The organism is Pediococcus damnosus (genome assembly GCF_001437255.1).
GTDB classification, from domain to species: Bacteria; Bacillota; Bacilli; order Lactobacillales; family Lactobacillaceae; genus Pediococcus; species Pediococcus damnosus.
Map to the genome: position 1 here is coordinate 24369 of NZ_JQBD01000005.1, position 16194 is coordinate 40562.

The 16194-nt window shown below is 36.4% G+C and carries 17 protein-coding genes; 16 read left to right on the forward strand and 1 reads right to left on the reverse strand.

Annotated features, from left to right (window positions below; translation table 11 throughout):
- The first annotated feature begins 27 nt into the window (after window positions 1-27).
- From IV84_RS01215 to IV84_RS01280, 14 genes are all read left to right on the forward strand, one after another.
- Complete coding sequence (locus IV84_RS01215; protein WP_046871098.1) at window positions 28-399, forward strand: hypothetical protein; 372 nt, start codon at window positions 28-30, stop codon at window positions 397-399.
- The gene (locus IV84_RS01220) at window positions 389-1153 is read left to right on the forward strand and encodes a segregation and condensation protein A (protein WP_046871099.1); all 765 of its coding nucleotides are present in this window, start codon (window positions 389-391) and stop codon (window positions 1151-1153) included. The genes IV84_RS01215 and IV84_RS01220 overlap by 11 nt, the downstream gene beginning before the upstream one ends.
- A complete protein-coding gene (gene scpB, locus IV84_RS01225) occupies window positions 1146-1745 on the forward strand; it encodes an SMC-Scp complex subunit ScpB (RefSeq protein ID WP_046871137.1) in 600 nt (199 codons plus the stop codon). Before IV84_RS01220 ends, scpB begins: the two co-directional genes overlap by 8 nt.
- A complete protein-coding gene (locus tag IV84_RS01230; protein WP_046871100.1) occupies window positions 1735-2451 on the forward strand; it encodes a pseudouridine synthase in 717 nt (238 codons plus the stop codon). The genes scpB and IV84_RS01230 overlap by 11 nt, the downstream gene beginning before the upstream one ends.
- A gap of 5 nt (window positions 2452-2456) precedes the next feature.
- Complete coding sequence (locus IV84_RS01235) at window positions 2457-3515, forward strand: helix-turn-helix domain-containing protein (RefSeq protein WP_046871101.1); 1059 nt, start codon at window positions 2457-2459, stop codon at window positions 3513-3515.
- A complete protein-coding gene (locus IV84_RS01240; RefSeq protein WP_046871102.1) occupies window positions 3512-4978 on the forward strand; it encodes a RecQ family ATP-dependent DNA helicase in 1467 nt (488 codons plus the stop codon). The genes IV84_RS01235 and IV84_RS01240 overlap by 4 nt, the downstream gene beginning before the upstream one ends.
- A gap of 58 nt (window positions 4979-5036) precedes the next feature.
- Window positions 5037-5681 (forward strand): LysM peptidoglycan-binding domain-containing protein, encoded by a 645-nt coding sequence (locus IV84_RS01245; protein WP_046871103.1) that lies wholly within the window; start codon window positions 5037-5039, stop codon window positions 5679-5681.
- A gap of 22 nt (window positions 5682-5703) precedes the next feature.
- Window positions 5704-6381 carry a (d)CMP kinase gene (gene cmk / locus IV84_RS01250; RefSeq protein ID WP_046871104.1) on the forward strand — a complete coding sequence of 226 codons (678 nt, stop codon included), beginning with the start codon at window positions 5704-5706 and terminating at the stop codon, window positions 6379-6381.
- 83 nt (window positions 6382-6464) lie between these two features.
- Window positions 6465-7724: a 30S ribosomal protein S1 gene (gene rpsA, locus IV84_RS01255; RefSeq protein WP_046871105.1), complete on the forward strand. Its 1260-nt coding sequence runs from the start codon at window positions 6465-6467 to the stop codon at window positions 7722-7724.
- Window positions 7725-7796: 72 nt separating this feature from the next.
- Window positions 7797-9107, forward strand: a complete 1311-nt coding sequence (der, locus tag IV84_RS01260; RefSeq protein WP_046871106.1) for a ribosome biogenesis GTPase Der — start codon at window positions 7797-7799, stop codon at window positions 9105-9107.
- Window positions 9108-9315: 208 nt separating this feature from the next.
- On the forward strand, window positions 9316-9591 hold the full coding sequence (locus IV84_RS01265; protein WP_046871107.1) for an HU family DNA-binding protein: 276 nt from the start codon (window positions 9316-9318) through the stop codon (window positions 9589-9591).
- A 110-nt stretch (window positions 9592-9701) separates the two neighbouring features.
- Window positions 9702-10970 carry a tetratricopeptide repeat protein gene (locus tag IV84_RS01270; RefSeq protein ID WP_056985998.1) on the forward strand — a complete coding sequence of 423 codons (1269 nt, stop codon included), beginning with the start codon at window positions 9702-9704 and terminating at the stop codon, window positions 10968-10970.
- 70 nt (window positions 10971-11040) lie between these two features.
- Window positions 11041-11460, forward strand: a complete 420-nt coding sequence (locus IV84_RS01275; protein WP_046871109.1) for a hypothetical protein — start codon at window positions 11041-11043, stop codon at window positions 11458-11460.
- A gap of 17 nt (window positions 11461-11477) precedes the next feature.
- A complete protein-coding gene (locus IV84_RS01280; protein ID WP_046871110.1) occupies window positions 11478-11954 on the forward strand; it encodes a nucleoside 2-deoxyribosyltransferase in 477 nt (158 codons plus the stop codon).
- 79 nt (window positions 11955-12033) lie between these two features.
- Here the strand turns inward: IV84_RS01280 and IV84_RS01285 are convergent, their stop codons facing one another.
- Window positions 12034-12909, reverse strand: coding sequence for a YitT family protein (locus IV84_RS01285; RefSeq protein ID WP_046871138.1), 876 nt, complete (start codon window positions 12907-12909; stop codon window positions 12034-12036).
- Between the two features lie 144 nt (window positions 12910-13053).
- Between IV84_RS01285 and IV84_RS01290 the strand changes: the two genes are divergently transcribed.
- Together IV84_RS01290 and IV84_RS01295 are read left to right on the forward strand one after the other, a co-directional pair.
- Window positions 13054-14277 carry a CCA tRNA nucleotidyltransferase gene (locus IV84_RS01290; protein ID WP_046871111.1) on the forward strand — a complete coding sequence of 408 codons (1224 nt, stop codon included), beginning with the start codon at window positions 13054-13056 and terminating at the stop codon, window positions 14275-14277.
- Between the two features lie 6 nt (window positions 14278-14283).
- Window positions 14284-16185 (forward strand): ABC-F family ATP-binding cassette domain-containing protein, encoded by a 1902-nt coding sequence (locus IV84_RS01295; protein WP_046871112.1) that lies wholly within the window; start codon window positions 14284-14286, stop codon window positions 16183-16185.
- The last annotated feature ends 9 nt before the right edge of the window (window positions 16186-16194 follow it).

A 16194-nucleotide genomic window follows, 5' to 3' on the forward strand; every position in this document is an offset into this window, starting at 1 on the left:
ACAGACCCTTAGGAGGCTGAGTTCAACTTGTTAGTAAAATATAGAGATTCTTTTCAAAAAATTGCTATGGGATTGCTTTCATTTATTCCAGATTTAAAAGATATCGATCGAATTAACAAAGAACTAGATTGGTACGCTTCGAGTGACGATCGTAACTTATATCTTCAAAAAAACGAAGCCGGTGATTTCATTGGATTAGTTGGTGTAGAGAAACAAGACCAATACTTAATGATCCATCACTTAGCCTTTATTCCACAACAACAAACAGAAGGCAATGAACAAGATATTTTCAATTCCTTAACTAATTATTATCCTGATTTGCAAATGATGGGCACTTTAGAAACCTCTCCGGCATTAGCGCGATGGGAAAAAAGAAAGTTTGATCAACATGGAGAATGATTTTCCTGAACAATTACCAAATGTAAAAATTAACGATTTTGAAGGGCCACTAGACTTGTTATTACACCTTATCAAACAGGCTAAAATGGATATTTATGATATTCAGATTTCCGAAATCACAGCGCAATATTTAGCATATTTGCATGTAAATCAACAACTTAAATTAGATATTGCGGGTGAATATTTAATTATGGCGGCTACTTTAATGCGGATTAAAAGTAAACTACTTTTACCTAATGAACCTAGTACCGATGATGACATTGATGAAGAAGAAGATCCTCGTCAAGATTTGGTTTCTCAGCTTGTAGAGTATCAAAAATACCAACAAGCGGCCAAAGAACTACACACAAGGGAAGACAAGCGCCACCATTACTTTACAAGAGAAGAAGCTTCTGTTCCTGAAGGTATGCAGCTGGCCCATCTTGCACCAGGATTAACCGTGCAGGCTCTTAAACAAGCATTTGAACATGTTTTAATTAAGCATGAACAGTCTCAACCAATTCACAGAACTATCGCTGAAGATTCAATTTCCGTTACGGAACGAATTCACATGATTAAAAACAGCTTAATTAAACATCCGCAAGGCATAACCTTTGATTCCTTATTTGAAAATCACGTTAGTTCTACAAATTTGGTGGTTACTTTTATGGCAATGCTAGAATTAGTCAAAAAGCAACAAATTAGTTTTCAGCAACCCACGCAATTAGGTACCATTAAATTATTTAATCCGGGTGATAAGGCAAATGATCAGTAATATTGAAAAAATTGAAGCTCTTTTATTTGTGAGCGGTGAAGACGGACTTAGCTTAAGTGACCTTTCTGAAATGACTGGATTTATGCGTCCTGCAGTTTCTACTATGCTCGAAAAATTAGCTAAAAAATATAAAGAGGACTCTGATTCAGCATTAACATTACTTCATTTTGGAAATAACTTTCGACTAGCCACCAAGCCTGAAACGTCCGATGTTATAAAAAATTATTTTGATGCACCTCAATTAACAAAACTTTCGCCAGCTTCTTTGGAAGTCCTTGCAATTGTTGCCTATAAACAACCAATCACGAGACTTGAAATTGACGATATCAGGGGCGTTCAAAGTGGGACAATTCTTCAAAAATTAACAATCAGAAACTTAATTAAAGAAGCCGGCCGCCTTGATGAACCTGGAAGACCCATTCTTTATGCTACAACTGATTACTTTTTAGACTATTTTGGTCTAAACGCAATTGATCAATTACCAGCTCTACCAAACATTCAGCCTGATAATTCATCTGATACAAAGGATCTTTATTTAAAACAATTCAATGAAAAACTACATGAAAACGAGGACGACAAAAATGGCAAGTGAACGTTTACAAAAAGTTATGGCAGAAGCTGGGGTTGCGTCACGAAGAAAATCAGAAACATTAATTACTGCTGGAAATGTGACTGTTAATGGTAAGCAGATCAAAACATTGGGAACAAAAGTTGATAATGATGATCACATCGAAGTCAATGGAATTCCTCTTCAAAGAGAAAAGTTGGTCTATCTTTTATTCTATAAACCTCGAGGGGTCATTTCGAGTGTTAAGGATGAAAAAAAGCGTAAGACCGTCATGAGTTATTTTCCTGATGTTCAGCAACGAATTTATCCAGTTGGACGACTAGATTATGATACGTCTGGCATTTTACTAATGACTAACGATGGACAATTAGCTAATAAATTAACCCATCCTAAATATAAATTTGAAAAAACTTATGTTGCAAAAGTTGAAGGAATTCCTACGAATGATCAAATGGAAAAATTACGTCATGGCGTTCGAATTGATAAAAAAGTAACTGCACCGGCCAAAACAAAGGTCATCAGTACAGATTTAAATAAAAAAACAGCTGTCGTTGAAATTACAATTCATGAAGGTCGTAATCATCAGGTTAAAAAAATGTTTGATAAAATTAGTCATCCGGTCATCAAACTCAAACGAGAAAAATATGGTTTCTTAACTTTAGATGGCCTGCAGTCAGGTGAATGGCGTTCTTTAAAGTTAAATGAAGTTACGCGTTTACTAAAGCGGTAAATACTATGAATAAAGACTTTGATTTTTCAGATTTTTTACTACAATTTTATTCACGTTCTGAATGGCGACGACCAAAAGTTATCCTCAACAATTTAATAGGGAGAAGAACCGTTTCCAATCTTTTTTGGGGAATGCAATACGGTCTTCTGCCTTTTTTTGATTTGTTTCCTAAATTAAATAATGAAAATTTTGATCATTTTCAAAAAAAATTCAAACAAGATGGTTTTATTGAAGTCCAAGATAAAGAAGTACGTCTTACAGATACTGGAAAGTTACGTAAGGAAACTAATCTCTCAAAAAACTTTCAGTTCCAATTTAAAGGAATTGGCTTATATACTAATATTGAAACCATTAAAGATTGTTTGAACTTAACTGTTCAAATTATTTCTGAATTTGCATTCAAAAACAACCGTTATTATCCCTTGCAGTACTCTGGACGAGTCATGAACTTTTGCAAACGCTGGTTTCGTCAGAACAAATCACCAGAATTACCTAATAAATTTCAGCAGGAATTATCTGAGTTTTTGAAAACTCTTGATAATAAAAGCGCGGATGCATTTGTAGCTAGTTTTGTGGGCCACAACAGCTTTGGCCTGACAGATCACCAGATAAAAACTGATTTATCGCTTAATTCATTTGAGTGGAAAATAATAGATCTCGCGCTTATGACTGAATTCATTTGGTGGGCATCTGACGATAACTCCCAAACTCACCCTTTGTGTCAAAACTTAGTTACCCCTTGGCTTGCTGATTCGCCACTTTCAATGAGTAGTGAAGTAACATATCAGTTGTTTTTGAATAATTTTTCAATCGAAAAAATTGCTCAAAAACGCCACATTAAAGTTAATACTGTAAGAGAGCATTTACTAGAAGCCGCCATTTTGATCAAAGATTTCCCATTTCAATCTTTTTTATCGGCACCACTTCCAACAAATCTACATAACTATTTACAGAATAATCCTGTCTTACAATGGCAATTTTCAGTTGTTAATGAGTTAGTCCCGGAATTTTCTTTTTTTGAATTTCGCTTATTACAAATTCGGGAGGATCGAACCCAAAAATGAAAATTCATAATGATCAAATTTACAAAACACTTCAAACAAAATTTGGCTTTTCAGAATTTAAATCAGGTCAATTAGAAATCATTCAACGACTTTGTAACCGAAAAAATGTGCTAGCCGTTCTGCCAACAGGCACTGGTAAATCCTTAATTTATCAGCTATTTGGGTACTTAATTAATCGGCCGATCATTGTAATTTCACCGTTAATTTCTTTAATTGATGATCAAGTTGCTCGTTTAAATCGCCTAGGGGAAAAGCGCGTGATTGGCCTAACTTCGAAATTAGATCACAATCAACGCCAGTTTGCCTTAAAACATTTACGTAATTATCGTTTTATATATGTTTCTCCAGAAATGGCGGACCAACCAGATGTTAGATTAGAGCTAGACCAAATTAATTGTGGTTTATTTGTCATAGACGAAGCACATTGTCTATCACAGTGGGGGCCTGATTTTCGCCCAGCTTATTTAAAACTAAAAGATCTCGTTCGCCACATAGGATCACCGACTACTTTGATGCTTACGGCAACAGCCAAACCAGCTGTCAGAAAAGATATTATCGAAAAAATGGGATTTGCAGTATCAGATGTCATACAAGTTGTTCATTCCGTTGATCGTCCAAATATTTTTCTAGACGTTGAACACTGCGCGTCATTAACAGAAAAAAACGAGAAATTATTGGATTTAATCTCAGTTCTCAAAGGATCTGGAATTATTTATTTTTCTAGCAAAAAAATTGCCAATCAAATTTCTGAATTAATTGCACAGAAGACTGGACGAACAACGGCTGCATACCATGCCGATATCGATTTACAAGATCGATATCGGATTCAACAACAATTTATGCATGGAAATATTGAACTAATATGTGCGACCAGTGCCTTTGGTATGGGGATCGATAAAGACAACGTTCGTTTTGTAATTCATTACCACATGCCAGGGAACCTAGAAAATTATCTCCAAGAAATTGGAAGAGCTGGACGTGATCAAAGGGCCAGTATCGCTATTTTACTTTACGCTCCGGGTGATGAGTATATCCCAAGTACCCTAAACTTAATGGGACTACCAAGTGCTGCCAATATTCAAACATTTTTTCATCAACCAGAGAGTCGTGCTTCGTTTGATGATGATCAAAGGCAATTACTTACCTATTACCATGATCAAAGGAAAACATCAGAGGACGTTACTCAAATTTTTCAAACGCGTCAATTGGCAAAACAAACTAGTCTGGTAAGTATGCTAGATTACATTAACGAAACCGATTGTTTACGGACAAAATTACTTGCTTATTTTGATGAACAATTTAATGAACATTCACAAAATTGTTGTGCAACTGATCAAGCGTTAGAAAAAATTAAACAACTTCATTTAGATACAGTCCCTAACAAACAAGATGTGTCAGATGTAAAAAAACAATTAGTTCCATGGCAAATGCGCCTAGAACAATTATTTTCATCCAAAAAATAACCACGCAATTTAGTCAATATGTTACAATTGTTCTGGTAGTTTTCTAGGAGGAATGAAAATGAGTCAAAATAATAACAATGATTCTGAAAATAAGAATAGGAAGAACCAAGAAACTGATACAGATCAATTTACGACGGATAAACCGTCAAGAAGTGCAAACAGAAAGTCGCATCGATATACCAAACTAATTATCACATTCGTTGGAATTGTAATTGTTTTATTGTTTATTTCACCAATTGTGGTCTATAAACATAATCAAAATAATTTTAACCGGCCACAAACCGATGCTCAAATTGCCTCCTCCAAAAAAAAGGCAAATGCTTCTAGCAAAAAGATTGCTGATGCATCTGCCGAAAAAGCCTTAAAAAAAGTGGCTGACTCTGTTAGTGAAAGTAAATCAAAAGCGCAAAGTGCTTCTAGCCAAACCGCTAAAAGTAGTTCAATAGCTGCATCTAATTCCAAAGCTGCGAAGTCCTCAACCAGTTCAAGTTCTTCCAGCTCAAGTTCCAGCAGTTCAAGTTCTAGTAGCTCAAGTTCCAGTAGCTCAAGCAATACAGAAAAGAAATATGTCACAGTTCCTGCTGGAGAGGGATTGTACAGAATTGCAGTTAATAATGGTATTTCACAACAAAAGCTAATGGAACTCAATGGATTAACAAGTAGTTCTGAATTGGAACCCGGCCAACGTTTGCGGGTAAAATAACTAATAAGGGGTCGTTTTATACATGGAAAAGCAGAATATCCAGGTTGCAATCGATGGACCAGCATCTGCTGGAAAAAGTACTGTTGCCAAATTAGTAGCAACTTCATTCGGTTATATTTATTGTGATACAGGTGCAATGTACCGTGCAGTTACATTGCAAGCCATGCACAATAAAATTGCACTCACTGACGAATCAAAAATTTTAACAATGCTAAAACAAACAAAGATATCCTTTAAACCTGGCGAACCAGTTCAGCATGTTTTTGTAAATGATTCAGAAGTAACTGAAGATATCAGACAACCAAAAATTACTAATTCTGTTTCAACAGTAGCTAGTTTGCCTAGCATCCGCACAGAATTAGTTGAGCGCCAACGAGAGATAGCGGCTAAAAGTAGCATTGTGATGGATGGGCGTGATATTGGAACTGCAGTTTTGCCCAATGCTCAAGTTAAAATATTTTTAATCGCTAGTGTTGATGAACGCGCCGAACGACGATATAAGGAAAACATCGCTAAGGGAATCAATACACCATTGTCACAGCTGAAAGACGAGATTGAAACTCGTGATCGAAAAGATTCAACCAGAAAAACATCACCCTTAACAAAAGCAGGTGATGCAATCGAAGTTGATACGACTTCAATGACCATTGAACAAGTTGTTAAAGAGATTACTAAAATTATTAATTTAAAAATAAAATGAGAATTCTAATTTATTTAACTAGCTTTTATTGTTAATTTCAGCTATGATAGATTAGTATAGTGTTCTTAAGGAGGAAATTCGTAATGAGTGAAAACGAATCAGGTCAAAATAATGATTTATTAAATGCACTTAACAGTGTAGAAGATGTAAAAGTTGGTGATGTCGTTACTGGAGAAGTATTAGACATTGACGATGATAAACAAGCTATTGTAGGTATTGAAGGTACTGGTGTTGAAGGTGTTGTTCCATTGCGTGAGCTCTCAACTGCTCATATCGATGATATTAATGATGCTGTTAAAGTTGGTGACAAGTTAGATCTTGTTGTTATTTCTAAAATTGGAAATGACAAAGAGGGTGGCAGTTACTTACTTTCTCACAAACGTATCGAAGCTCGCAAAGTTTGGGACGATATTCAGAAGAAAGCCGATGCTGGTGAAGAGATTGAAGCACCTGTTACCCAAGTTGTTAAAGGTGGCTTAGTCGTTGATGCTGGTGTTCGTGGATTTATTCCTGCATCAATGATTGAAGATCGTTATGTTGAAGATCTAAGCGTTTATAAAGGTCAAACTTTAAAGTTAAAGATTGTTGAAGTTGATCCAGCTGAAAACCGCTTAATCTTGTCACATAAAGCAATTGTTCAAGCAGAAAATGCTGCTAAACGTAAGGAATTAATGGAGCATCTAAAAGCAGGAGACATCGTTGAGGGAACTGTAGCTCGCTTAACAAACTTTGGTGCTTTTGTTGACCTTGGTGGTGTTGATGGATTGGTTCATGTTTCTGAAATCGCTTATGAGCATGTTAACAAGCCTTCAGATAAGTTAAAGGTTGGTCAAAAAATCAACGTTAAGGTTCTTTCAATTGATGAAGAACGTGGCCGTATTTCATTGTCATTGAAACAAACATTGCCTGGACCTTGGGACGATATTGAAGAAAAAGCTCCAGCAGGTTCTGTTATTGAAGGTACTGTTAGACGTTTAACTGACTTTGGTGCTTTTGTTGAAGTATTCCCAGGTGTTGAAGGTTTAGTTCATATTTCTCAAATTTCTCATGAACATATTGACGATCCTAGTGATGTTTTGAAGACCGGAGATAAAATTAAGGTCAAAGTTTTGGAAGTTCATCCAGATGCACATCGTTTGGCACTTTCAATCAAGGCTTTAGAAGAAGCTCCTAAGTCTGAACCAAAACATAACTCTAATAATAATAACAACAATTCTCGAAGCAAACGTCCGGCAGCAAATAACTACCGTAACAATGCTCCTGAGGAAAGTACAGGATTTACATTAGGTGATTTAGTTGGCAAAGCACTTAAAGATAGCCAAGCTGATAATGACAAAAAGTAATTTAAAATAACAATTACTGAGGCTGTGATTATTTCACAGCCTTTTTTATAAACTAGAAAGTGAGGTTCTACTATGGCAAATCCAGTTGTTGCCATTGTTGGCCGTCCCAATGTGGGAAAATCAACAATTTTTAACCGGGTTGTTGGCGATCGAATTTCGATTGTTGAAGATACTCCCGGTGTTACTCGTGATCGAATATACGCCCATAGTGAATGGGTTGGTCATGAGTTTAGTGTAATCGATACTGGTGGTATTGATATCAGTGATGAACCATTTGTTAATCAAATTCAGGATCAAGCTGAAATTGCAATTGACGAAGCTGATGTTATTGTATTTTTAGTAAGTGCTAAAGAAGGAATAACTGATGCTGATGAAAAAGTGGCTCGAATTCTATACAAAGCAAATAAGCCAGTTATCTTAGCCGTTAATAAGACCGATAATGCTGAACTTCGTCAACAAATTTATGATTTTTATAGTCTTGGATTTGGCGATCCTTACCCAATCTCTGGTAGTCATGGCCTTGGTTTAGGTGATTTATTAGATGCAATTGTAAAGGAATTCCCGGATGAGGTAAAAGAAGAAAAAGATGATTCAATTCGATTCAGTTTAATTGGTCGTCCAAATGTTGGTAAATCTTCGCTTGTAAATGCAATTCTGGGGGAAAATCGAGTAATTGTATCCGATATTGCTGGAACAACCCGTGATGCGATTGATACTAAGTTTACAACGCCTGAAGGACATAAATTCACCATGGTCGATACAGCAGGTATGCGTAAAAAGGGAAAAGTTTACGAAAATACCGAAAGATATAGTGTTATGCGGGCAATGAAGGCTATTGATAACAGTAATGTGGTTCTCGTCGTTTTAAATGCTGAAGAGGGTATTCGTGAGCAAGATAAACGAATTGCCGGATATGCGCATGAGGCTGGTCGTGGAATTATTATCGTTGTGAATAAGTGGGATACTTTAAAAAAGGATAATCACACACTTCATGAATTCGAAATGGGAATTCGCGAGCAGTTTGCCTATCTTAGTTATGCGCCAATTATCTTTGTTTCGGCCGTTACTAATCAACGACTTTCACAATTACCTGAACTCATTGAACGTGTTGATAAGAACCATCGTCGTCGTGTTCAATCATCAACTCTTAATGATGTGTTAATGGATGCCATTGCAATCAATCCAACGCCTAGCGATAATGGTAAGCGTCTGCGCGTTTACTATGGCACACAGGTAAGTACAGAGCCTCCAACATTCGTCATTTTTGTAAATGACCCAGATATGATGCATTTTTCATATGAACGTTTCTTAGAAAATCGAATCCGTGAAGCTTTTGATTTTTCTGGAACTCCTATTCATTTAATTGAACGTCGTCGTAAGTAATTTTTAATGATCTTTCTATTTTTTAGTTAAAATGGCTGCTTATTTTGATGAATCGCACTAAAAGCCTTGTCATATCAGCTTTCCTGTGATATCTTTGAAATTGAAATAATACCGTTCAGGGTTATTGTTTCGTCATTTTTGGACCACTCAAAAATGACAGGTTGATGATTGATCATCAACTTAATTTTACCTAGGAGGTGAATTCATAATGGCAAACAAAGCTCAATTAGTAGATGATGTTGCATCAAAAACTGGTTTAACTAAAAAGGATGCTGCTGCAGCTGTTGACGCTGTCTTCGGTTCAGTTCAATCCACTTTAGCTAAAGGTGAAAAGGTACAATTGATCGGTTTTGGTAACTTCGAAGTACGTCAACGTGCTGCTCGTAAGGGCCGTAACCCTCAAACTGGTAAGGAAATTCAAATTCCTGCTAGCAAAGTTCCTGCATTTAAGCCAGGAAAAGCATTGAAAGATGCTGTTAAATAATCTTTCAAACATTTTTATTTAGAAATCCAGCATAGCGTAAGTTATGTTGGATTTTTTTAATAAAAACGCATAATATGAAGATACAAATTTTATGTTGAAAGGTGGATATCATGAGCTATTCGGAACAAGTTTTAAAAAAGTTTGAGAGCGGTGATATTAAGGAAGGCAACCGTTTATATGGATGGGCTTTGCGAAAAGATGATGACGATACTTTAAATAGTTTAGCTGAGGAACTATATGGACTTGGCTTTGATGGAAAAGCGAAACGCATTTACGAGAATCTGTTAAAAAAATATCCTGATGAAGATACTTTACGTGTAAATATTGCAGATATCGAAATCGGACAAGGAAATACCAACGATGCATTGCAACAACTTTCTCAAGTCAAGCCAGATTCGGATGCTTATCTGCAATCTTTGCTTGTTTCTGCCGATCTTTACCAGACTGAAGAGCTTTACGAGGTTAGTGAACAAAAGCTGTTAGAGGCCGAAAAAATAGCTCCTGACGAACAGGTCGTTTTATTTGCTCTTGCAGAGTTTTATAACATGATGCAAAACTACAAAAAAGCGACGGCTTATTATTTAACTTTAATCAAACGTGGTATTTTAAATTTATCCTCAGTGAATTTAGTTGCTCGACTAGCAACAGCCTATGCAGGTATGGGTAAATTTGAAACAAGTATGGCTTATTTCGAACAAATTAAGGATTCTGACAAAACACCTGATATTCTATTCCAGCAGGGATTTGTTTATTTACAACTTAAAAACTATTCAAGTGCCATTGATATGCTGATGCAGCTTCGTGATACTAATCAGGATTATGTATCGTTATATCCGGTTCTGGCAGAAGCACAGGAAAATAATGGTGATTTGGACGCCGCCTATAAGACAATTCAAGAAGGCCTTAGTTATGATGAATATAACGAGGATCTCTTTGTTCAGGCTGCTCGTTTAGCTACGCAATTACAGAAGTTTGATGAAGCCGAACACTACTTGAAAAAAGCAATTAAAATTAATCCTGAACAAATGCATGCAGTTGTCGAACTTAGCAACTTATACATTCAGCAACAGCGTTATCAGGATAATAAAGATTTACTGCAGCCTTATATTCAAGAAAACGATTTGGATCCTCAAATTTATTGGAATACTGCGGTTTCTGAAGAACATCTTGAAAATTTCAAAGAGGCACAAACAGCATATCAAAATGCTTTTCCGTTTTTCACAAATAATGCTGACTTTTTGCATGCCGCCGTTTACTTTTTCCGACAGGTTGGTTCAGATGATTGGACCGTTAAAGCTTTAAAAGCATATTTAAAACTCGTTCCAGATGATCAGGAATTTAACCTAATGTTGGAAGATTATGAAGAAAATGGGTTTTGAGCTTTAGAAGTGTTTTGTGCTAAGATAGAATCTGTTAATTAAATTTATAAATTGTATTGAGGGAAAAAGGATGTCTACTGAACAATATAAAATAAAAGCTTATTCACCAAAATTTGCCAAAAAAACAGTTACTGTTATGCGCAAAGTTTCGCAACGCACATTCGGAAATTTGGGGACCGACAATTTTGATGACCAGGTTAACCATTTTAAAAATGTGTTAGCCAAAAAATATGAAATGCGCATTGTAACTAGTTTTAACGAACGAGTCATCTATGGTGTTACTATTTTTAACGACCATCAACTAATTGAACTGCTAGTAGATCCTGTAAAAAAAGGACTTGGCATATCTAATGAGCTATTAGATATAGTTAAAAACCAGAGTAGTGGTAATCTCAGCTGTGAAACAAAGAGTCGCCAATTGGGCACCTTTTTACAACAAAACGGTTTTGAAATGACAACTGCAAATAAATTCGTTTGGCACGAAAATTAATTTTATAGGAGCAAAAAATGAGTAATCAAATTTACCTAGCAGCACCTTTTTTTAGTCCCGCTCAAAAGGAACATATTCAAACAGTTCAAAAGCTTTTAGCAAGTAATCCAACACTGAATGCAGATGAAATTTTCATACCAATGGACCATCAAATGGAAAGTGAAGAATTTGGTTCCTTTCGGTGGCAAACTGGTGTTTTTGGAAGTGACATGCGCCAAGTACATCGTGCTGATGCAGTCGTTGCTATTTTAGATTATAAAAAAGATACAGATGGCATTAATCAACCGGATAGTGGCACAATTTTTGAAATTGGTGCAGCCTTTGAGGCAAATATTCCTGTAATCATGGTGCAATTCGAGCATGATCAAGAATTAAACTTGATGCTTTCTAGAAGCTATACAGCGTTTTTTAATGGCCAGTCTGAAATTAAGCAACTTGCAACTTACAATTTTAATGACTTACCAACTGTTTTTAGTGATGTTAAAGTCTTTTGACAAAAAATATACGAAATCTTTCAGTAAATTGAGGGGCACCCCCAAATGCTTTGAAAGATTTCGTATATTTTTTTACTTTCTAACTAACTTTCTTACCAGTTGGCGAATCATAAGTAAATCCTTCGCCAATCACTTCATGAACATCAATGATCGAAATAAAAGCATGCGGATCTAGTTGATTCACAATTCTTTTGGCCTCGCTTAGCTCATTGGGCGACAAAACACAAAACACCATTTTCTTTTCATCTTTTGAATAAGCTCCTTGAACATGAACAAAACTGGCACCACGCTGCAAACTTTCCATTAATTGATCTGCAATTAATTGATAATTATCACTAATAACTAGAATTCCACGCTCTGCATAAGAACCAACCTGAGTAAACGTCACAATTTTTGAAAAAACAAATGCTGCAAGCAATGTATACATCATTTGACGAATATCGATATAGCAAAGAGAAATCGTCAAAACAACCGCATCTAAAACAAATAGGGTTTGTCCCATTGGTATACCACGCTTTTGTTCAATAATCCGCGCAATCACATCAGTTCCACCGGTTGTTCCGCCAAAACGGTAGACGAGGCCACTTCCGAATCCACCCGCTAAACCGGCCAAAATTCCAGCAATAAACATATCATGACCAATATCAATATTGATCGGCACCCGTTGCCAGATCCACAGCCACATTGATAACATCAATGTCCCAAAAATGGTGTAGTACAGCGCTCGTTTCCCTAAAAAACGGTACCCAATTGCTAGTAACGGAATATTAATTAAAATGGTTGAATAGGCGGGATCAATATGAAATAATGCCCGAAAAATCAGTGTAATTCCTGTGGCACCACCTTCTGCCAAATGATTAGGAATATTAATTGCTGCTAAACCAAGGCCATATAAACAACAACCAAGAAAAATCATAAATAAATCTTTGAACCGCATTGACTCTTTTTTTACCATATTTTTCACCTGCTTTACCTCAATATCATAACATATTCGTTGATCTAACCAATCGCATCTATTTTTAAAAATGGCCATATTCTGTTAAGATTAAGCGTAAGTTTAAAATTAAAATTATTAAAAGTTTAGGTTGGCGAGTTGTGTATGCAAATTAAAAAATTACCCCAAGAGTTTATTACTGCACGTCCCATTCTTCAAACAATTGAAGGGGCGGGTTACGAAGCATATTTTGTTGGTGGCAGCGTCCGCGACACAATTTTAAAAGACCATATTCATGATGTGGATATTGCCACTAGTGCTTTTCCTTCTGAAGTTAAAGATCTCTTTAAAAAAACGATTGATACCGGAATTAAACACGGTACCGTAATGGTTCTTGATCATCAGCAAAAATATGAGGTTACCACATTTAGAACAGAAAGTGGCTACCAAGATTTTCGCAGACCAGACAAAGTAACGTTCGTTCGTTCCTTGGAAGAAGATTTAAAACGACGAGACTTTACAGTAAATGCTCTGGCTCTCAAAGAGGATGGAACTGTTGTTGATCTTTTTTCTGGATTACAAGATTTGCAAAATCATATTTTAAAAGCAGTTGGCATCCCTGAAGAACGCTTTCATGAAGATGCACTACGGATGATGCGGGCCGTTCGTTTTGCCAGTAAGCTTGATTTCGTTATTGAAGAGAAGACAGAAGCAGCCATTAAGCATAACGCACCATTATTAAAAAAAATTGCCGTAGAAAGAATTTTAGTTGAATTCGAAAAAATGATGATGGGACAGGCCACTACTAAAGGTGTAAAGTACTTTCTTGAAACAGGGCTCTATGCTTATTGCCCACAGTTTGAGGGCAAATTAAAACCGCTTAGCCAGTTACTAAATCTCAATCCAAAGTTTCGTTTAACTACAGAAACTCAAGTTTGGCTGTTAATTTGTCATACACTTGAACTTTCTCGTGAGCAAAGTCGTTCATTTTTACGTGCTTGGAAAACCTCTAACGAGTTAATTGCTGAAGTGGAAAGTGGCATTCAGTTATTAAATGCCATTTCCAAAAACAGTGTCTCCGAAAAATTATTATTTCGGACTGGCAAAAAGGTACTTCAGAGTGTAATAAATGTTTTACTTGCGATGAATAGTAAAATTGATACCTCAACTCTTTTGGCTCGTTACAACGAACTACCCATTAAATCTACGCATGAGCTTAACGTGAACGGCCACGACCTATTAACGGCTAACATCACGACACCCGGTCCACAAATGGGCCGCATCATTAGTTATCTGCTTGATGGGGTTCTCACTGGTCAGTTTAAAAACAATCAATCAGAATTACTCCTGAAAGCAAAAAAATATACCTCTTCAAATTTAGAAAGCTGATTATGCATGCAAACTTTAAAAGCTGAAAATTTAACAGAAACGTACGGCACAAAAACACTATTTGATCACATTAATTTCTTGATCAATGCCCATGATCGAATTGGGCTAATTGGAACAAATGGGACTGGAAAAACGAGTCTCTTAAATGTGCTCGCAAATATTGATCCGCAAGACAGTGGTGAAATTGAGACACCAAAGAATTACACGGTTGGTTATTTAAGACAAACACCTACATTGGACGATAACATGACCATTATGGATGCTGTATTTGCCGGCTCACAGACCGTTTTCAAAACAATTCGTTTTTATGAAGAAACTTTGGAAAAATATTCTGCAAATCCTGAGAGCGCTGATAATCAACGCCAATTTGAATTGGCCGAGCAACGTATGAATCAAGACGATGCTTGGACTGCTGAAAGTGATGTTAAAACAATTTTGACTCAATTACACATTACAGATCTTAGTCAAAAAATTGGTACATTATCTGGGGGTCAACAAAAGCGAGTAGATCTTGCCCAAACCTTAATTCAGGCTCCAGATTTGTTAATGTTAGACGAGCCTACTAATCATCTTGATTTTGATTCTATTGCTTGGTTAGAAAAATATTTAGCTGCTTACAAGGGTGCACTTTTAATCGTCACCCATGATCGGTATTTCCTTGATCAAGTAGCCAATCAAATTTGGGAGCTTTCATTTGGTAAGTTATACCAGTATCCCGGTAATTACCAAGCTTATGTAGCCGAAAAAGCTGTTCAAGAAGAACAAGCAGCATCCCAATCACAAAAACAACACCAACTCTATAAACAAGAGCTTGCGTGGATGCGGCGGGGACCTCAGGGAAGGGGTACCAAGCAACAGGCACGGATTAACCGGTTTGATACTTTAAGTGATTCTGTAAATGCACCTGCTAAAAACACCGATAACATTGCAGTTCAACTAGGTCAGCAGCGATTAGGCAAGAAAGTAATTTCCTTGAAAGATGCTTCACTTCGGTTAGGCTCACACCTAATTTTGGATAAATTTACTGATCTTATCCAAGCAGACGAACGTGTCGGAATTACTGGAAATAACGGGACTGGAAAATCGACATTACTTAACGTCATTGCCGGGCGCATCCCACTAGATTCTGGCACAATTGATATTGGAGAAACTGTTAAGTTAGGCTATTATACACAAAAGATTGAACCAATTCCTGAAGATAAACGCATAATTAATTATCTTAGCGAAGTTGGGGCGGGGGTGTTAAATGCAAATGGCGAACGGATTAGTGTGACGAACTTGTTGGAACAATTTCTTTTCCCCCGCGCAATGCATGGAACATTAATTCGAAAACTTTCTGGCGGTGAAAAACGCCGTCTGTATTTATTAAAAATTTTAATGCAGCAGCCAAATGTTTTGTTACTTGATGAGCCTACAAACGATCTTGATATTGGGACACTTACCGTTTTAGAAGATTATTTAGCTAATTTTCAAGGCACAGTTATTACGGTTTCTCATGATCGTTATTTCTTAGATAAAGTGGCAGACCATTTATTAATATTTGAGGGCCATGACAAAATAGCTCATTTTTCTGGACGTTTTACAAATTATCTTCATCAAATTAATGAAACCCAACAGGTATCTGAAAAGCAGGTTCAACCTCCTGAACCTACTTCATCGAAAAATTCAACTGATGACCAAAAAGAAAAAACTAAGTTAACCTATGCGGAGCAGCTGGAATGGCAAACAATTGAAGCAGATATTGATAAATTAGAGAATCAAAAAAAGGATTGTCAATCACAAATGAATGCTACTGCAGACGATTATGGTAAATTAGCCGATCTTCAAAAAGAAATTGATGATCTGGATGCTCAAATTGATAAGAAAATGACCCGCTGGGAATATCTGAGCCAATACACAACGGATTAAATCCAAGGA